Source organism: SAR324 cluster bacterium (assembly GCA_015232315.1).
Lineage (GTDB): Bacteria > SAR324 > SAR324 > SAR324 > NAC60-12 > JADFZZ01.
Genome location: JADFZZ010000054.1, coordinates 1 through 17,569, shown reverse-complemented (window position 1 = coordinate 17,569; position 17,569 = coordinate 1). Strand labels below are relative to the sequence as shown.

Genomic DNA, 17,569 nt, shown 5'->3' with positions numbered 1-17,569 from the left:
CACGCTGTTTCCCATGTTGTGGGACTATTCCCGGAGCAAAACCGGACTGGAGTATCTGGAAACGTTGTTGTATTATCTGTTCAAAGCCTCTCCGAATCTGGAGAAGGACGCGTTCATTGAAGAATTTCACAAACTCCCGAACCCGGAATTATTAGAGGAGGTCGTTATGCCCACCATGGCTCAACAATGGATTGATGAAGGATTTGAAAAAGGCATTGAGAAAGGCATTGAGAAAGGACTTCGCAGAACGGTAGAAAAACAATTGCTGATCAAATTCCGTGAAATTCCCGCAATTTACCTGTCTCAACTGAGTACGTTGTCTTTCGCCCAACTGGAAACTCTAGCCGAACGCATTTTGACCGCTCAAAGTCTGGAAGAATTGTTCCGGTTCTGATGACTCGTATTATTCGTTCCGCAAACGAGCATTGATACATTCCTGAATGTCCGTCCTCAGAGATCGACAGATGTTTCAATGCGTTGGGATTAATGGCAGCGGACGGATACCAGAATAGATCGGGACATGCATACTCCAAAGTTATTAGACCACAACATGTTATTCCATGGATTTGAATTCTAATAATTGACGCAGTCGCCGCACTTCGGCTTCAGCTTCTTCAGCCCGCTGTTTTTCATCTTCAGCCCGCTGTTTTTCGTTTTCCAAAAGTTTCGCGTATTCTGAAATGAGACGATCCTTATGAGAAAGCTTGTCATTCAACTGAGTGACCAGTTCCCGTGCAAAAGGAATATCAATACCCTCTGGTAAAGAAAATCGAATTTTTTCAGCCTCAACCTGTAAAAACAAACCCAGTATTTCCGAGTAAATTTTTCCCTTAAAATTCTCAATTTCACGATATAAAGAACCACTCAATTGATATCCTCTGAGTTTCAAATAATCGGGATCGAACATGAAATACTCTGGAATTTGGAGCCTTGCGTATAGATTGAGCTTGTCCACCTGATCTTTTCGTCGGGTATCTTTGGAAAGTATCTCCAGCACAAAATCCAAACCTTTTCCTTCTCTCAGCACATTCCAACTTCTACGGTGATGAATCTCAACATCATAAACAACCATTAGGTCTGGATAAAAAGCACGTTCTCCGGGATAGAGTGTGTGAAGATCAGAAGCCACAAAAACTGTTTTTCCCTTTGCTTTGAAAAAACGCCGTAATACTTCTGTGGCAGTCGCGCGGGAATCAAAATGCAAGGTACTTTCGCCCATCAAATTGAACTCTTGTTCCAGAGCGGCAATAATGGCATTTTCTGTTTGTGACTGAGTCACAGGTGACATTTGTTCCCACATCTCACGGGTAGGCACCAACAAAGGATCATCCTGAGTTTTTGTTTCAATATCAATACTCACACAGACTCCTGGCAAACGTGAACATAACAGATGATGATTCTGTGTTTGTTTTTAAGGGGATTTGATTATAAAAGCAAGATAGTGACTTGTGACCAACCCCCATATTTAGAAAAAATCAGGCCGATTTACTGTCAATGACAAGCATGGTGCCGTCCGTATTGTCTGTTCTTCGAGATCGTCTCTCGAACCGTCGGGATTGCTCCAGTTTTTTGACACATTTTTCCAGGGTTTGCCCAATCTGAGTCTGGTGATAAATCATGTTTATTTTTGGCCAGGTGGCCCGCTCACCTTCAAGCACCAGGTTACGAAAGAATTCGTGGGAAGGATTTTTGATCATATTTGCATAATTCGTCAGATTTGGTGTCATGCGTATCGTAATATCGCCCATATATTTTTGGTCGAGTATGTCATGCAGCATATCGAGACCCTGTGTGATTCGCTTCTCTCGAATCACATATTGAACAATCCTGATCATCCATTTTCCAATAGTTTTTATCTCGGCCATTATCACATGCTTAATACCGCCCATCCTCCCCGACTCCGTCACTTTATCTGAAATAAAGGGAATAACATGAGGGTTTACCTGACTGACAATACCGTGAGTCACATTATAAAGTTCAGCTAACCGCTTCATGGGCAAATCACTGGTCAACGTTCCGTCATTCCACTTGCAGTCGGCCATGTAAGGCACAATGTTTCCCTGCTGATCTTTAGCCATCAACTGCACTGGTGGAAATATGCCGGGAACGGCACACGATGCCATAATGGCACTCCATACCAGCAAATGCGGGGCATTCAAATGATTGAGAAGTTTTGTCGCATGATTTTCAATTGCCGGAGAAACAGTAACATTCAGATGCTTTCCTGTAATTTTGAAGGCCTCTTCCAGCGTTAAATATTCACCAACATTTTTTTTCAGAAAAAACTCCATTTGAGCGGCATCCATTATTGTGCCTTGCTTGAGTATTTCAGCCAAGGGAAGTTTGCTCCAGATATCCAGGTAGAGCTTTTCAGGGTCATAAAGATCTTTCAGATTGGAGAAAGTACCCAGTGCTCCGGCCATCACTGCACCAACGCTGGATCCCGAAACCACACCGGGTATCAGATCATGTTCATCCAGAGCCTTGATCACGCCAATATGGAACAACCCAAGCATCGCACCCCCGCTAAGCAACAACGCTGACGAACCAAAACTCCGGGAACATTCGTCAAAGAATCGAATTTTTTCAGGAAAAGGGAACGCCTCAAATTCATTGTCACAAAGATATTCAAGAAGTCCGGCAACTTCACGAATATATTCCTCAATCAAATGTTTTGTACCCACATGCGTTTGTGAATATAATTTGGGATTCGTAATATTCCCATGATTCCGGTGTAACCCTTCACGTAGGTGGAAAATCATTTGCGGGATATCATTTTCTTCTCTATGCTTCCGCAACTGCGCCAAACGCTTCTCGATCAGCTTATAATTATAATCATCCGATTCCTTATTCAACTTCCACTCTTCATGACCTTCTAAATGGTCTAACTCCAGAGCAATCGCGCGCCATTCCCTGTAAGTGGTCGCTGACCTCAAGGCGTTTTTGCAGTCCTCTATTTTTTGGGTATTTGACATTAGATCCTCCATTCCGCCAATCAGGCTCTATTGCAATCCATAAAACCGATTGAGATTAATAACAGATAAACTCATATATTTACTCACAGTCAAATAGTATTTAATTAAAATTATTTGTCAATGGTATATTTTGTTACTATAAAAATAGTTGTTTTTTACCACAAATTTAAGCGTTATTTTTGCAAAACAACAAAAAAAGGCGTTAACCTCAAGCGAGATTAACGCCTTCACTCATGTTAATTCCTCAGGTTTTCGGGGAAATATATTGTAGGCCAATCAGGGTGATATCGTCGGACTGAGATTGGCCGTCAGCAAAAAGTTGAGCGGCCCTGAATAATTTTGAGAGCAGGGTATCCAGCTCAAAATGACGGTATTCCTCCAGAATTTTAAGCATTCTAGCCATCTCAAACTGGTTTCCATTCTTGTCTTCCCATTCCAGAATACCATCTGTGTAAAGTAACACCGTATCGCCATCCTGCAATTGATATCGGTCCTCAGTCCAGGGAAGAAGTTCTTCATCAAACAACCCCAAGCCGAGACCATCGCCCTTGAGTTGAATAAACGGACTGCCATCCGCAGGTAGAATCATCAGCGGATAATGCCCGGCATTTGTGGTGAGTAGCGTTCCATCTGGACAAATCCTGCTGAAAATTCCGGTGATGGAACGTCCGGTATTTTTGGTGGTTGTCAGAATTTTGTTAAGACGTCGGATTATTTCATCGGTGGGCAAATGCGGGGCAATACTTTCAATACCAATGTTGACAATCATTGTCATGAACGCCGCTGAAATCCCATGTCCAGTGGCATCACCCAGAAAAATGTTCACAGCGCCTTCACGGTTTCTGGCAAACACATAGGTATCGCCCGAAACCTGACTGTGCGGCACATATTTGATCGCTGTATTGAAATAGGGCAGTTTGGGAATATTGGACAAGACCTGCTGTTGAAATTCTGCGGCCTGATATAATTCTATCTGAAAATCCAGATAGAGTTGTCCGATCACTTCTTCTTTTTTTCGGAGTTCGTCATAGGTTGAAGCATTTTCAAAGTGATGCGACAGATTTTGAACAAGGCTTTCCAGAAACAACTGATCTTCTTTTTGAAAAAGATGGTTAGCGTCATAATGGGAAATTGTGATGATTCCAATCGTTTTGTCCTGTGAAACCAGAGGTACAACCAGTTGCTGAAGATAATATCTTTGATAATGCAGTTTATGGGTAGATTCATTTTGATAGGGTTTGAGTTCCTCTTCATTGAAAATTTTTGAACGTTGGGATTTGAACACATCATAAGTATAGATTTTACCCGGTTCCACAGGAATAATAAAATTTTTAACATGAGCCGGATCCAAGCCGTAGGCGGCATAAAAATAGAGCGAATTATCCGCTTCCCGATAGAGCATGATCGATCCGGATCCATCCGCTCTCAGCGCTTGTACTGTCTGTTCAATGAATACCTGTGTGGCCTGTTTTATGTCCAGAAAAGCACTGACTTTCCGTGCGATATTCTGGATTTTCTCCAAATGTTTCTGCGATTTATTCAAGGCTTGGGTTCGTGTTTCAACGGTCTGCTCCAGACTGTCACTGGTCGATTTCATTTCTTCCAGCGAAACCTTACCCAGATAAATCACCAGAAAGACAAACAGTGCGCCTGAAAAAAACACCAGGCCGGTAAGAATCAGCATGATCTCATGCAGGCCGACATAAATAAGCCCCAACACGCCTAAATAGCCCATGAGAAAAAAGATCTCCAGAACAAGAAGAACTTTCCACAAATGCGCGTATCGTGAGTGAGTCAACAAGTTATGGGTCTTCATTGTGCCAATGATACACATGCACATGACACCCGCGCCTATCAAAACCAGAATAGAGGTGATCAATGAACTCATCTGCATAAATAAGGATTTTTGTTGAGGCGTCAATAAAGATTTTCCGAAATTTCCGAAATATGATTGCTCTATTGTTCTTGAAGGATCTGTTTACAATTTGCAATGGAATTTTGGGCAAAAACTTGCCCGGAACAGGACCGATTTCCAGGAACATCCTGCATATACAAACAAATGTTGCATTTTAGTGTGACAAGCGTTATCAACTGCAAGTGTATTGGGCTGATTTTAATCAAAATTAAAGTATCAAACAGAATGAATGCAAGGCGTCATTCTGTATCAATTCTCATGGAGGGGGTTATGGACGACACGACACTTGATCTGGAATTTTTTAGAAATGAACTCAATCGCCAGCGTGAAGAAATATTGGGGGATTCAGAAATTACCCTGCATGAGATGCAGGAGGAAAGCACCTTGTTTCCAGATCCGAGCGATCGGGCAACCCTGGAAAGCGATCACATCACTGTTTTAAGAATCAGAGACCGTCAAAATAAACTGCTGGGTAAAATTCAGGAAGCACTGGACAGGATTGAAAACGGGACGTTTGGAGAATGTGAGGAATGCGGTGGCCCCATCGGCAGCAAGCGACTGTCGATACGACCGGTCACGACTTTGTGTATTAATTGTAAAGAGGAGCAGGAAGAAGAAGAAAATATACGGAAATCAAAAAAGTCCTGAAGCACAAGGCTCCAGGACTCCATCACGGTGTAGGGGTATGATTTACATCATGCCGCCCATTCCACCCATTCCGCCCATTCCGCCCATTCCAGGAGGAGGACCACCAGCGTCTTTTTTCTCAGGAATTTCATGCACAGCCGCTTCTGTGGTCAGGATCATCCCTGCAACAGATGCCGCGTTTTCCAGAGCAGTCCGAACCACTTTGGTCGGGTCAATGATACCGGCCTCAAACATATCAACATAGGTTTCAGTCGCGGCATCAAATCCTTGATTGATTGAAGAGTTTTTGATTTTGTCCACAATCAACGCACCTTCGAGTCCAGCGTTGGACACAATTTGTCGCACAGGGGCTTCCAGCGCCTTGAGAATGATTTGCGCACCAACTTTCTGGTCAGCGTTTTCCAGACTTTCAACAGCTTTTTTCACGCTATCCAGACAGCGCAACAGAGCCACGCCACCACCGGGAACAATTCCTTCTTCCACAGCGGCCCGGGTTGCATGCAAGGCATCTTCAACACGTGCTTTTTTCTCTTTCATTTCGATTTCGGTCGCGGCGCCAACATTGATCACAGCAACACCGCCAGCCAATTTAGCCAGACGTTCCTGCAGTTTTTCGCGATCATAATCAGAGGTGGTTTCCTCAACCTGCTTGCGGATTTGGTTGATTCTGGCCTTGATTGAATTTTTGTCACCTGAACCATCCACCAGTGTGGTATTGTCTTTGTCGATGGTAATGGTTTTGGCACGACCCAGTTTATCCAGAGTCAGATCTTCCAGTTTCATTCCCATGTCTTCAGAAACAACAGTTCCACCGGTGAGGTATGCGACATCTTCCAGCATTGCCTTGCGTCGGTCGCCAAAGCCGGGAGCTTTGACAGCGGCACATTTCAAGGTTCCACGGATTTTATTCACCACCAGAGTCGCCAGTGCTTCACCTTCAATGTCTTCAGCAATCAGCAAAAAGGCTTTTCCTGTTTTGGCAATTTGCTCAAGAATAGGCAACAGGTCTTTCATGTTGCTGATTTTCTTTTCAACAAGAATGATGAATGGATCTTCCAAAACACATTCCATCCGCTCACTGTCTGTTACAAAATAAGGAGACAGATAACCACGGTCAAACTGCATTCCTTCAACAACATCCAGCGTTGTTTCAGCACTTTTGGCTTCTTCAATGGTTACAACACCATCTTTACCAACTTTTTCCATGGCTTCAGCAATGATACGCCCGATGGCTTCATCGCTGTTAGCGGAAATAGTACCAACCTGAGCGATTTCCCTGGAACCTGAAATGGATTTAGAAATTTCTTTCAATCGTTCCTTGACAGCGGAAACCGCTTTTTCAATACCACGCTTGAGGTCCATTGGATTCGCGCCTGCCGCGATATTTTTGTTGCCTTCGATCACAATGGCCTGGGCCAGTACCGTGGCGGTGGTGGTTCCATCGCCGGCATTGTCAGAAGTCAGGGACGCCACTTCACGAACCATTTGGGCACCCATGTTTTCCAGTTTGTCTTCCAGTTCAATTTCTTTGGCAACGCTCACACCATCTTTGGTGACCAAAGGCGCTCCAAAAGATTTTTCAATCAGGACATTTCGCCCTTTGGGTCCCAGAGTAACCTTCACAGCGTCTGCCAGTTTGTTCACACCAGCCAGCAGTCGGTCACGACTCACAGTACCGAAATCAATTTGCTTTGACATAGATTTTCCTTTTTAAAAGTTATCAATTAAAAGTTTGGAACAGTGACTGGATTATTCAACCACACCCAGAATATCATCTTCCCGCATGATCAGGAGTTCCTGTCCATCGATTTTCACTTCTGTGCCACCGTATTTACTGAACAGAATCTTGTCTCCGACTTTGACATCTGGAGAAAGCAACTCGCCATTTTCCAGGCGCTTGCCTTTTCCAACGGCTTTCACTTCACCTTCCTGTGGTTTTTCTTTAGCTGAATCCGGAATAAACAAGCCTCCGGCTGTTTTTTCTTCGGCTTCAATCCGCTTGACTAAAATTCGATCTTGCAATGGGCGAATCATGCGACCTCTCCTTAATGATTAATGTTTACAATCCAACGGTTTCTTAATAGCATTCAATGCTCATGAGTGCCAATGGCTATGGATATACAGCATCTCTTTTCAAAATCAAGAACAAAATAGCACTTGACTCAAGTGAGTGCTAATGGACGGTGCTAGAAGTATTTCTGACAGAGTCTGGGGGAAAAATCGCGTTTGACGCACCAGCGGTAGAATGGCCCGCTACCCGAAGAACACGAGGACAGCAGAACGATGGAGAGCAAAAGAATCGTGATGAATTTTCGAGATGGGCACTGTGAAATCAAGTTTTTTATAAAATGTCCGATAAGAAAACCAGACTGTTTTGAAAATTCATTCCAGAGGTTTTTTATGTTCAATAAAATGATTCGGTGGTTATCCGTTTCAGGGTGTATCATCATTTTGACCGGCTGTTCAACATCATTTTCTGTGCCCTCATTTTTGTCACGACTACAGCAGGGTGACAAACAAATCGGCTGGACGCTGAGCTATTTTGACAGTTGGAAACGCGATCGTCAGCCCCGTTATCTGAAACTGGCCGAAGATCATATTCTGACAGCAATTGATATCTACGCGTCGCTGGAATCACAAACATCCCCCAGAATCAACGAATTTTATGTAATTCGTGACCGCAAGGCCAGAAGCTGTAGACTGCTATCCGAAATTCAGTTTGACGCGATCAATTTCGGCTACAATCTGAGTGGTCAGTCTCCAGAGGGTTGTGCGTTTTAAGCATGTTCGATCAGCGCTCAGGAAACTTCCATTTTTTCCAGCATGTTTTTCAACCGCATGTTGTCTTCATAATACTGACGGGACAATTCCTTTTCACCCATTTTATAATAGCGGTTGCCAATGAGATCGAGCAATTTGCTTTCTCCGTATCGGTCCTTGAGAATCCGCTTGATTTCCAGGTGATTTTTATAGGTTCTGATCAACTTTTCATCATCACCAGCGACTTCCTGGGCACGTTCGATTCGCTCATAAACATTGTCCATTTCAAGCCGGTTGAGTTGTTGACGGTAATTGTTCAACAAGTCATTCAGCAGTGGCAGGGCGGTTTCATATTGTCCCTGCTCTTCCAAGCCGGCACTCAAGGATTCCAGAATAGAAGTATATTCCGCATGTTTGTCGCTCAGTCCATTCGTTCTTAATTGCTGGATTGCCGTGCTGGCTTTGGTGATATCGCCTTGTTTCAGGCAGGCTTTGGTATAAAGCAGCATGGATTCCCAAGGCGGCGTGAGCTTGAGTTCATTGAACGCGTGAAAGCTCGTTTCCAGACTGGCCACAGCTTCGCCCCAGTTTCCACTTTGACAGAAAGTTTCTGCCATTTTCAGCAAGGCTTCGGCATCCCGTTTTTTTTCATCCTGAGATAAGGGCGCTTGCAGGGCACTCCCCAGTCCATCATCAAACATGTCCTCATTTTCTGTGATGCGATCCTTTTTTTTCAACTCCCCACCCAGGGGAATCTGAACATCAGCAAACATGTCGTCATCCTCTTCGTGCGGCAACTCAGCGAGTTTTTTCAGCAAATTTTCCGGAGTTTGTGGCTTGATAGCGGGTTTGGACTGTTCCTGTGAGGGTTTTGCTTTGGCAGAGGTTCCGGGTTGCGGGGTCAGGCTGACTTTATCCTGTGAAGCATTTTCCACCCTTCGGGGTTGCTTTTCCACAACTCTGGTTTGCTTTTCCACAGTGGTCAGTAAGGATTCAAATTTTTTCATTTCCGGAACAGGAACCGGCGCAGACTGACGAACAGGTGGCAGTGGTACAGAAGTTTTTTGCGGGAGGGCCTGTTTGGGCTCAGGTGCTTTAGTCATCGCGGGTGCTTCAGGGACAGTGGTCCCCTGTTTGCTGAGATTATTTTTGAACTGCGCAAAAATATCGCTGTTCACTCCTGCGACAACGTTTTCCTCTTTTTCGGATTTTTTTTTCGGTTTACTTTTTTTCCCGGCTACAGTTGGAACTGTGTGTGGTTCCACGTCACTCAGGATCTGTGTGTTTTGCGCGATAATACTGACCATGCCGTGCAACACCCCAAGCAGTCCCACACCGGCCAGACCCAGGCTGGATTCAAAGGTTGCGGCAGTTCCGCCAAGTCCCAGATACAAGCACCCTGTCAATAGGGTTTTAACATTCAACATCCTGTCCCCTCCCCCTCTTTTAGATATCCTGGAGCCCGATGGAATCGAGAAACTGAACATCCTGGCTCCATTTTTTTCTGATTTTCACATGCATATCCAGAAATACCTTCTGCCCCAGCAAACCTTCAATTTTTTTCCGTGCGTTGGTGCCGATTGCTTTCAGTTGTTCCCCCTTGTGTCCGATCAGTATTTTCTTCTGGGAATCCCGCTCCACATAAATGACACAGAAAATTTTAATGATTTTAGGTTCTTCCATCCATGATTCCACAACGACGGCAGTGGCATAGGGCAATTCCTGCTGCATCTGACGAAATATTTCCTCACGAACAAATTCTCCAGCCAGAAAACGTTCTGAAACATTGGTAACCTGATCTTCCTCAAAATAAAATGGATTCTCAGGCAGTCTCTTCTGGATCAACTGGAGCAGACGGTCCATATTGTCCCCCTTGAGTGCTGAAACGGGGATGATCTCGGCAAATTCCGCCATTTTTTGCCACCCATCGATGACTTTGTACAGTGCTTCTTTGGATATTTGATCAATTTTGTTGATCACAAGAAACGTATTCTGGATTTCTTTGCCCAGTCGTTGAAGGATTTCTGTTTCCTGTGGAGGACGGGACGGATTGAAAGAGGGTTCAATCAGCAACAGCAGTAAATCAACATCTTTCAGGGTTTGCAACGCATAGTTGTTGATCCGCTGATTCAACACTTTCGTGGAGGTATGGATGCCCGGCGTGTCGATAAACACCATTTGATGAACAGCTTGGGTTCTGATTCCGTAAATCCGGTTACGAGTCGTTTGGGGTTTATCCGCGGTGATGGAAATTTTTTGCCCGACCACCTGATTGAGCAAGGTGGATTTCCCGACATTGGGACAGCCGATCACGCCAATAAAGCCGCAATATCGTGTTAATTCATCTGCCATATTTTACTCTGAAGGATTTTAAGCCATAAAAAATTTATTCGCTGAGTCATTGAGTCTCAGTGGTTTATTAAACCGGTTGATCTCAAACAAATTTTTATTTTCCATGCGAGAAGATTGCACAAGTTAATAAAACAGACATCCAAAAAACGGCAGATTTTTTGCTAGAGTTCCTCCAACCCCTTGCACTCACACCGCTGGATTATCGTTTTAAAGGATCACACCATGGAAAATAATTATGAGTCGCTGACATCATTGAGACGTAAAGAAAATCAATTTGCCGAAGAAGAAAACTATTTAACGCTCTGGTCGTATATGAAACGTCGACATCCGCACATCAACCTGGATAATCTCAATTTTTTTGAACTGATCCACCTTAAAAACACCACTGAAGGTCCCCGGAATTTACGCAATATTGACAGTGAAATCGCCATGGTTCTCAAATATTGAATATGCTGACTTAGCCTGTATGCCCTATGAAGAATATCACGGATCAAGAGAAGTTCTGGGAAGAACGGTTTGGAGAGTTCAACCGGATTCTTCTGGAAGAGCAGATCAGGCAGCATGATCTCCACAAACCGGCCTCTTCATTTGACAGGAAGTTTGCGCTGAAGCACATCCATTTTGCGGAGGGCGTACCCCCCAGGGTGCAAACAATTCTTCAGCAATTGATCCCCTCCATTCTGGAATTTTGTGACCAGCACGGACTGGGTTTGAAGGACATGAACCACCAGATCCGTTTTCTCGATAACCGGGCTTATGAAGAGGAAACAGGCCGGACGTTGCCTGCCAGAGTGCCGTTGCCGGCATCGTTGCTGGAGTTCAATGCGGTGTCCCGTGTTTATACCGTCATGGTCATTTTACCCCCTCAAATTCAGAGCACGGAACAGATCATCAACATCACCCGCACCCTGTTTTCCAAATTCATTGGAGATATCTATCTCTGGGAAAGTGTGCTGTCTCATGAATTTTACCGCACCCCACTCCCTGAAGAGTCTCAACTGGCCAGTGTTCCTGAGCAACTGGATCTGATCAGAGCGATCGATTGTGATTCTAAAATTTTCAAGGCTCAGTGTCAGGATTACGCCCGCAAATACCAGATGCCCTGGCCAAAGCAATATCCGATTGCCAGGCGTCAGTTGCTGGAAGAATGGAAACAGCAATGGGAGACCCATGCCCTGTTGCCTGAAACCATGTCGCTCATTGAAACCATTTATCGTGAACATCTGACCGCGTTTCAGTGGGAGAATCCCTCGTTTTTATCTCCGGTGATTCAGGAAATTGAAAAGTTGAATGCCCAGATTCAGTTGATATTGCCGCATGAAATCAAAGCCTATGATTTTTTCAAACATGAGGAACCGTTTCAGTTTGTGCAGTCTGTATTTAACAAACTGGAACAGCTCCTGGCACTGGCAGGATTTCTGGAAGAAGTTTTTGTGGCACTGGATGATCCCGCAAGGAAAGATGATCTTGAACAACTGGAAACGCAGTTGATCACCATGCTGACCAGCATGAAACAGGAAGGAAAAGGCAAAACGTTCCTCTTGCCCGAAGCGTTTCTGACGGAGGATGCCCGGCGCATGAAACAGAAGTTTCCGCTACGCCTGATGAAATTGCTGCCCAAATCACTCCCTGTGGAACACTGGGGCAAAACCGTCAAAAAATACCATCAGTCCTACGAATCATCGATTTATCAGAAAATTTTTGAAGCGCTGTTTCATATCAAACGTGGCATTGCCATGATCCGCAAAGGGGAAGATTTTAAACAAAGCGATTCCTTTCAACGGTTGAATCCGCTGTTTCAGAACCTGAAATACCGGGCCAGAGAATTGAAGCAATGGCAGAGCACACTTGGTATTCTGTTCGACCATCAGGAATCACGCCTCAGGAAAAATAAAACCAATGACTTCCCTCTCGAACTCTTCAACAAATCCTGGGGATATTTTGTGTCCTCCATCCTGATCTATCTCTATTATCAAAACCTCTATGAAACCTCGCCCCAACCGCAAAAATTCAATACTGAAAAATATCTGAACGCTATTGAACAATATGTGCTTCAGCAAATGCAAAAGGGGATTAAACACTTTTACATGGTTTATTTGTTCCTGCTGATTTACCGGAAAAAAGAACATGAAGAACCCATGACATTTCTGCTGTACATCATCAAACAACCCCAGGCGACACTGCGCTATGTGATGTCCCGTTTGTCTGTGTTGGAACCTGGCGACATGGCACACATCAATCAACAACTTGAAAAATACCGTGACACCCTCATTCAAGCCTATGAACAACGGCTATCCGAAGCCCTTTCTGCCGAACCTTCCTGAGAAACAGGTCATAGTCATCGTTTCGCCAGTGTCAGATGGTTTGCCGATAAAAAAACGGGAATCATCGAGGTTAAATACCGTTTAGAAAACGGTAAGTACCCGATCAAAAGTTTTTTTAACATCCGGTGCCCTTTCACGGTTCGTTGGCAAGCCACCGGAGGTGGGCTAAGGAGGGTTCCCCACCAGAGGTAGGGAACCAGAAAAATGTTTAAAGATTTATGATCGGGTACTTTGCATCGAGTTAGGTCCCGATGAAATTCCACGGTTTGCCACCTTCCCCTGGACGTAACCCGGAGCGACCGTTCCCGGTGTCGTACTGCCCGGCTTGCGCCACTCACTGACGAAACGATGACTATAGCTAAATTGGCTTGATTATCAGGTCTTTGACTTTCATCCTTTGGATATAGTACTACATAAGTACTTGTTTGTTTAACGTCCTATAGGTTTTTTAATGCGGAAAATCAGCTTCAAATCCCTTCAATCACAGCTTTGCCTGATGTTCCTGTTGCTCATGCTTTTGCCTGCGTCCTTAATTGGCTGGGGGGCCTTCGGCTTTGCTATCGATGTTATAAAATCGGAGCGTATCAAAGCTGTCGGACGGGTGGCGGATGCACGACACGAACAGATGTCGATGGTTTTCCAGCGTGCCATAGAACGCGCGGAGGGGATGCTGGATGATTTGCAACGAACTTGCGGAGCCTTGATTCATGATTCTGTTTGTGTCCACAATGAGCTGACCTCTTTTATCCAGAGTGAAGGCGCACTAGGTGTCACTTTAAACGGTTCAGGTACCCCCATGACGGTGGGAGAATCAGCCGTTGTTGGGAAAATTCCAACGTTCAGGGCAGGCCAGTTGGCTCAATTCACTAAATATGAACCCGGACTCGGACGCCGCTACTTCATCGAGACTGAGGAATCCTCAGAAAAACTGAGATTGGCTGTCACCTATTCTGTCAAGGTGATTCAATCCGTTTTTATCGAGCACCCTGATCTTGGAAATTCCGGCGAAAATTTTCTTGCCGATGAACAAGGCTTCTTCATTACGGCTTCCCGCTACCCCTCCGCGCAAGGACACAGCCAGCCTATAACCGCTACGCCGATGCGCCGTTGTCTGACGCCGGAGAACGCTGAAACGATCGATCTTGATTACCGAAATGTGCTTATCATCCATGGCTTTCGTTTCGTTCCGGAAATCGGCGGAGGCTGTATCATGGCGCATATCGACCAGGCCGAAGCTTTTGGCACACTGACCATGCTGAGATATCGCTTTTATGCCTTCCTGCTCTTCTTTATTTCGCTGACGGTAACGGTCGCGCTCTTTTTAGCCAGACGGCTGACCCGCCCCATCAGACAACTCACGCTGGTGACGCATGATATCGCTACAGGCGATCATTCTGTGCGAGCGGTGCCGACGGGCTACAGCGAAGTCGTTGAACTGGCCACCGCATTCAATGCCATGACCGATCAATTGATAGCGAGCAACACCAGTCTTGAACGGCGTGTCCGGGAACGCACTGAATCACTGAGCCTGATGTCCAGTGTGTTCCAGCGTAGCGTTGAAGGCATCTGCATTACGGATGCTGACAACAATATTCTCGCGATCAATCAGTCCTTCACCACCCTGACAGGCTATGAAGAGGCTGATGTTCTCGGACACAATCCGCGACTGCTTAATGCGGGAACGACGCCCCGGGAGGTTTACAAGCAAATGTGGGAGGCTTTGGCTGGAAAAGGAATCTGGCAGGGCGAAGTCTGGAACAGGCACAAGAACGGGCAAGTGTTCCCGGTTTGGCTGGTGATCACTGCGATTTGCGATGCAGAGGGCAGGATTGTCAATTATTTTGGCAGTTTCAACGATATTTCACAGCGAAAATTCGCAGAACAGGCCTTGCGTGAAGGGAACGAACAACTCAAACAGCGCACCCTTGAAGCGGAAGAGGCCAACCGGATCAAATCAGAATTTATTTCCAACATGAGCCACGAAATTCGCACTCCGATGAATGCCATAATCGGTCTGTCCCATTTGGCTTTAAACCAGAATCTATCTCCCAAATTGCAGGATTATTTGACCAAGATACACACGTCAGCCAGTGCCTTGCTCTCCATCATCAACGACATTCTTGATTTTTCCAAAGTGGAATCGGGCCTTATGGAACTGGATATCCAAACGTTTAATCTGCAAAACCTGCTGAAAAATGTGTCGGATCTGTTCAGTGCCCATAACGAAGAGAAAGGGCTTGAGCTGTTTTTTAATGTCCCGGTCAATGTCCCTGTGACGCTGGTGGGAGATGGATTGCGCCTGGGACAAGTGCTGAACAACCTGGTTGGTAACGCTGTGAAATTCACGGACTCTGGTGAAATTCATGTCAAGGTCGATCAGCTTGAGTCAGGGGCGGGGTTTACGATACTGCGTTTCTCGGTTCAAGATACCGGTATCGGCATAGCCAGCGAGCAACTCACTCTCTTGTTCAAACCATTCACTCAGGCTGACAGGTCCATTACCAGGCGCTTCGGCGGTACCGGACTTGGATTGACCATCAGTCAACGACTGGTTGAAATGATGGGCGGTACGATTTCTGTGGAAAGCGAACCCGGCAAAGGAAGCATCTTCAGCTTTACGTTACGTTTTGCCCTACCTGAGCTCAACACCGGCTTGAGTGAGCGCTATTCACAGGAATCCGCGTCTCCTGAGTTTATCGAATCCGACAAACTCGTGGCCAGTCTCCGTGGTGCCCGAATCCTGCTGGTTGAAGACAATCCCGTCAATATCCAGGTTGCACAGGAAATATTGGAGCGTGCGGGATGTTGTGTGGCGATTGCCTATAATGGACAGCAGGGACTGGCGCTCTTGTCGCAGGAGCGTTTCGATGCGGTAATGATGGATTTGCAGATGCCGTTGATGGATGGTTTGACGGCAACCCGTGAAATTCGGAAAAACCCAGAACTGGCTGATTTACCCATTATCGCCATGACGGCCGCGGCGAGTGATCGTGGCAGGGAAGCCTGCCTTACTGCCGGAATGAACGATCATGTGTCTAAACCGATCATGCCTACAGATCTGATGACAATCCTGGCAAAGTGGATCAAAAACGGACTGCATCCAGATCAAAATGACACAGTGAAACGTAGTTCCTCAGCGGTAGAGGGTACTGCCCTTCCGGCCGAATTGCCCGGTTTTGTACTCAGCGAGTCTCTGGCTTTGGTCGGTGGGAACCCCGCGTTACTTATCAGGGTCATGCGTCAATTTGCCGGAATATTTGCTGATGCGGATGATGAATTGCGCCAGTTCCTTCAGGCCGGGCAGAGGGATAAGGCGAGAGCTTTGGCGCACAAAATCAGGGGCGGGGCCGCAGGCATCGGAGCAGTGGGACTTCATGCGGCCGCCACGGCACTTGAACAGGAGATCGAAAAAGAGGCTGCCATTACCGGACTTGAATTATTTGAGCATGAATTGGAACAGGTGCTGTCTTCCCTTGCGATGCTTCCCGCCAACGATTTTCAGTTGGAATCGGTTTTGGAGTGTGACGTTTGCCGATGGGAGGACTTCAAGGGCCTGATGCGGCAATTGTATTCGCTGTTGGAAAATCATGATTTGATCCCTGATGCGACAATCGCCACTTTGAAAAAATGCATCCGATGTCAGGACGTGCGCAATGATCTGGATGTGTTAAACCATTATGTGACCAATTTTGACTATCCCAAGGCGCTGAGCCTTATTAAAGCGATCCGGTGCCCGAAAGGACATCCCCTGCTGGATGAACCTGTATGAATCATCAAAACGAAACTCTCCCTGTCATTCTGATAGTGGATGATACACCCACTAATCTGACGGTGCTGTCCGAAGCGCTTAAAGCTGAATATCGCATCAAGGTCGCGACCAATGGTCTGATCGCACTGGACATCATCCGTAAGGATAAACCTGTGCTCGTTCTACTGGACATCATGATGCCCGAACTGGACGGCTTCGAGGTGTGCCGCCGAATCAAACAACAGCCGGAGAGCCGGGATATTCAGGTGATCTTTATCACGGCAAAGTCAAATCCTGTCGATGAAGAGGAAGGGTTGAATCTGGGTGCCGTGGATTATATCACCAAACCCTTCAGTTTGCCCATCATCAGAACCCGGGTGCGCAACCATGTCAGACTCAAACGACAGTCCGACCAATTGCGGGAAAAAACCGATGAATTGGCGCGAAAAAATGAGGAAATGACGCAGGATTGGAAAACTGCCGCAGTGTTACAGTACCAATTATTCACCGGCTATCACATCCCGGAGTTTATGAAGGTGGCGGTGTGCTATCTCCCGCATTCTTACGTGTCAGGTGATATGTTCAAAATTTATACTGATGCTTCCGGCTTGTTCAGCATGTTTCTGGGAGACAGCACAGGACATGGCATTTCTGCGGCTTTGACAACGATCATGGCAGATGTTCTTCTCACTCAAAAAGCCAATGCCACCCCCAAAGAAGTGATGGTCTACATCAACGATGAACTGAACGCGCATTTACCGAGTGATCGTTTTATGACGGCTGTTCTCCTGAAAATACGTAAAGATGGCCTGCTCACCCTGGCCAATGCCGGTCATCCCCCCATCAT

The 17,569-nt window shown here is 45.9% G+C and carries 14 protein-coding genes; 7 read left to right on the top strand and 7 right to left on the bottom strand.

All coding sequences use genetic code 11. From position 1 onward, the window contains the following. Positions 1 to 394, top strand: a 394-nt coding sequence (locus HQM11_20490; GenBank protein ID MBF0353417.1) for a DUF4351 domain-containing protein, incomplete at its 5' end; no start/stop codon positions are given. Positions 395 to 553: 159 nt separating this feature from the next. On the opposite strand, the gene HQM11_20485 is transcribed toward HQM11_20490, so the two are convergent. From HQM11_20485 to HQM11_20475, 3 genes are all read right to left on the bottom strand, one after another. Beyond that, a complete protein-coding gene (locus HQM11_20485) occupies positions 554 to 1,360 on the bottom strand; it encodes a Uma2 family endonuclease (GenBank protein MBF0353416.1) in 807 nt (268 codons plus the stop codon). A 115-nt stretch (positions 1,361 to 1,475) separates the two neighbouring features. Then, positions 1,476 to 2,975 (bottom strand): DUF3336 domain-containing protein, encoded by a 1,500-nt coding sequence (locus HQM11_20480; GenBank protein MBF0353415.1) that lies wholly within the window; start codon positions 2,973 to 2,975, stop codon positions 1,476 to 1,478. A gap of 244 nt (positions 2,976 to 3,219) precedes the next feature. Beyond that, positions 3,220 to 4,854, bottom strand: coding sequence for a SpoIIE family protein phosphatase (locus tag HQM11_20475; protein MBF0353414.1), 1,635 nt, complete (start codon positions 4,852 to 4,854; stop codon positions 3,220 to 3,222). Between the two features lie 306 nt (positions 4,855 to 5,160). Here HQM11_20475 and dksA point away from each other — a divergent pair, with 306 nt between their 5' ends. After that, positions 5,161 to 5,538: an RNA polymerase-binding protein DksA gene (gene dksA, locus HQM11_20470; GenBank protein ID MBF0353413.1), complete on the top strand. Its 378-nt coding sequence runs from the start codon at positions 5,161 to 5,163 to the stop codon at positions 5,536 to 5,538. Positions 5,539 to 5,580: 42 nt separating this feature from the next. Here dksA and groL read toward each other — a convergent pair whose 3' ends face one another. Together groL and groES are read right to left on the bottom strand one after the other, a co-directional pair. Continuing rightward, on the bottom strand, positions 5,581 to 7,236 hold the full coding sequence (gene groL, locus HQM11_20465) for a chaperonin GroEL (protein ID MBF0353412.1): 1,656 nt from the start codon (positions 7,234 to 7,236) through the stop codon (positions 5,581 to 5,583). Positions 7,237 to 7,287: 51 nt separating this feature from the next. Then, positions 7,288 to 7,572: a co-chaperone GroES gene (groES, locus tag HQM11_20460; GenBank protein MBF0353411.1), complete on the bottom strand. Its 285-nt coding sequence runs from the start codon at positions 7,570 to 7,572 to the stop codon at positions 7,288 to 7,290. A 366-nt stretch (positions 7,573 to 7,938) separates the two neighbouring features. On the opposite strand from groES, the gene HQM11_20455 reads away from it, so the two are divergent. Then, positions 7,939 to 8,319 carry a hypothetical protein gene (locus HQM11_20455; protein ID MBF0353410.1) on the top strand — a complete coding sequence of 127 codons (381 nt, stop codon included), beginning with the start codon at positions 7,939 to 7,941 and terminating at the stop codon, positions 8,317 to 8,319. Positions 8,320 to 8,336: 17 nt separating this feature from the next. On the opposite strand, the gene HQM11_20450 is transcribed toward HQM11_20455, so the two are convergent. Together HQM11_20450 and era are read right to left on the bottom strand one after the other, a co-directional pair. Then, the gene (locus HQM11_20450) at positions 8,337 to 9,725 is read right to left on the bottom strand and encodes a hypothetical protein (GenBank protein MBF0353409.1); all 1,389 of its coding nucleotides are present in this window, start codon (positions 9,723 to 9,725) and stop codon (positions 8,337 to 8,339) included. 19 nt (positions 9,726 to 9,744) lie between these two features. Further along, positions 9,745 to 10,650, bottom strand: coding sequence for a GTPase Era (gene era / locus HQM11_20445; protein MBF0353408.1), 906 nt, complete (start codon positions 10,648 to 10,650; stop codon positions 9,745 to 9,747). Positions 10,651 to 10,872: 222 nt separating this feature from the next. Between era and HQM11_20440 the strand changes: the two genes are divergently transcribed. The 4 genes from HQM11_20440 to HQM11_20425 all read left to right on the top strand — a co-directional run. Beyond that, positions 10,873 to 11,097 carry a hypothetical protein gene (locus tag HQM11_20440; protein ID MBF0353407.1) on the top strand — a complete coding sequence of 75 codons (225 nt, stop codon included), beginning with the start codon at positions 10,873 to 10,875 and terminating at the stop codon, positions 11,095 to 11,097. A 26-nt stretch (positions 11,098 to 11,123) separates the two neighbouring features. Next, a complete protein-coding gene (locus tag HQM11_20435; GenBank protein MBF0353406.1) occupies positions 11,124 to 12,974 on the top strand; it encodes a hypothetical protein in 1,851 nt (616 codons plus the stop codon). 451 nt (positions 12,975 to 13,425) lie between these two features. Continuing rightward, positions 13,426 to 16,743: a response regulator gene (locus HQM11_20430; protein MBF0353405.1), complete on the top strand. Its 3,318-nt coding sequence runs from the start codon at positions 13,426 to 13,428 to the stop codon at positions 16,741 to 16,743. Then, positions 16,740 to 17,569, top strand: an 830-nt coding sequence (locus tag HQM11_20425) for a response regulator (GenBank protein ID MBF0353404.1), incomplete at its 3' end; no start/stop codon positions are given. The genes HQM11_20430 and HQM11_20425, both read left to right, overlap by 4 nt.

Excerpts from the sequence above, each read along its gene's own strand:
- dksA (MBF0353413.1), top strand. The coding sequence starts at position 5,161 with ATGGACGACACGACACTTGATCTGGAATTTTTTAGAAATGAACTCAAT.
- groL (MBF0353412.1), bottom strand. The coding sequence starts at position 7,236 with ATGTCAAAGCAAATTGATTTCGGTACTGTGAGTCGTGACCGACTGCTG.
- HQM11_20430 (MBF0353405.1), top strand. The coding sequence starts at position 13,426 with ATGCGGAAAATCAGCTTCAAATCCCTTCAATCACAGCTTTGCCTGATG.
- HQM11_20435 (MBF0353406.1), top strand. The coding sequence starts at position 11,124 with ATGAAGAATATCACGGATCAAGAGAAGTTCTGGGAAGAACGGTTTGGA.
- era (MBF0353408.1), bottom strand. The coding sequence starts at position 10,650 with ATGGCAGATGAATTAACACGATATTGCGGCTTTATTGGCGTGATCGGC.
- HQM11_20440 (MBF0353407.1), top strand. The coding sequence starts at position 10,873 with ATGGAAAATAATTATGAGTCGCTGACATCATTGAGACGTAAAGAAAAT.
- HQM11_20450 (MBF0353409.1), bottom strand. The coding sequence starts at position 9,725 with ATGTTGAATGTTAAAACCCTATTGACAGGGTGCTTGTATCTGGGACTT.
- HQM11_20455 (MBF0353410.1), top strand. The coding sequence starts at position 7,939 with ATGTTCAATAAAATGATTCGGTGGTTATCCGTTTCAGGGTGTATCATC.
- HQM11_20480 (MBF0353415.1), bottom strand. The coding sequence starts at position 2,975 with ATGTCAAATACCCAAAAAATAGAGGACTGCAAAAACGCCTTGAGGTCA.
- groES (MBF0353411.1), bottom strand. The coding sequence starts at position 7,572 with ATGATTCGCCCATTGCAAGATCGAATTTTAGTCAAGCGGATTGAAGCC.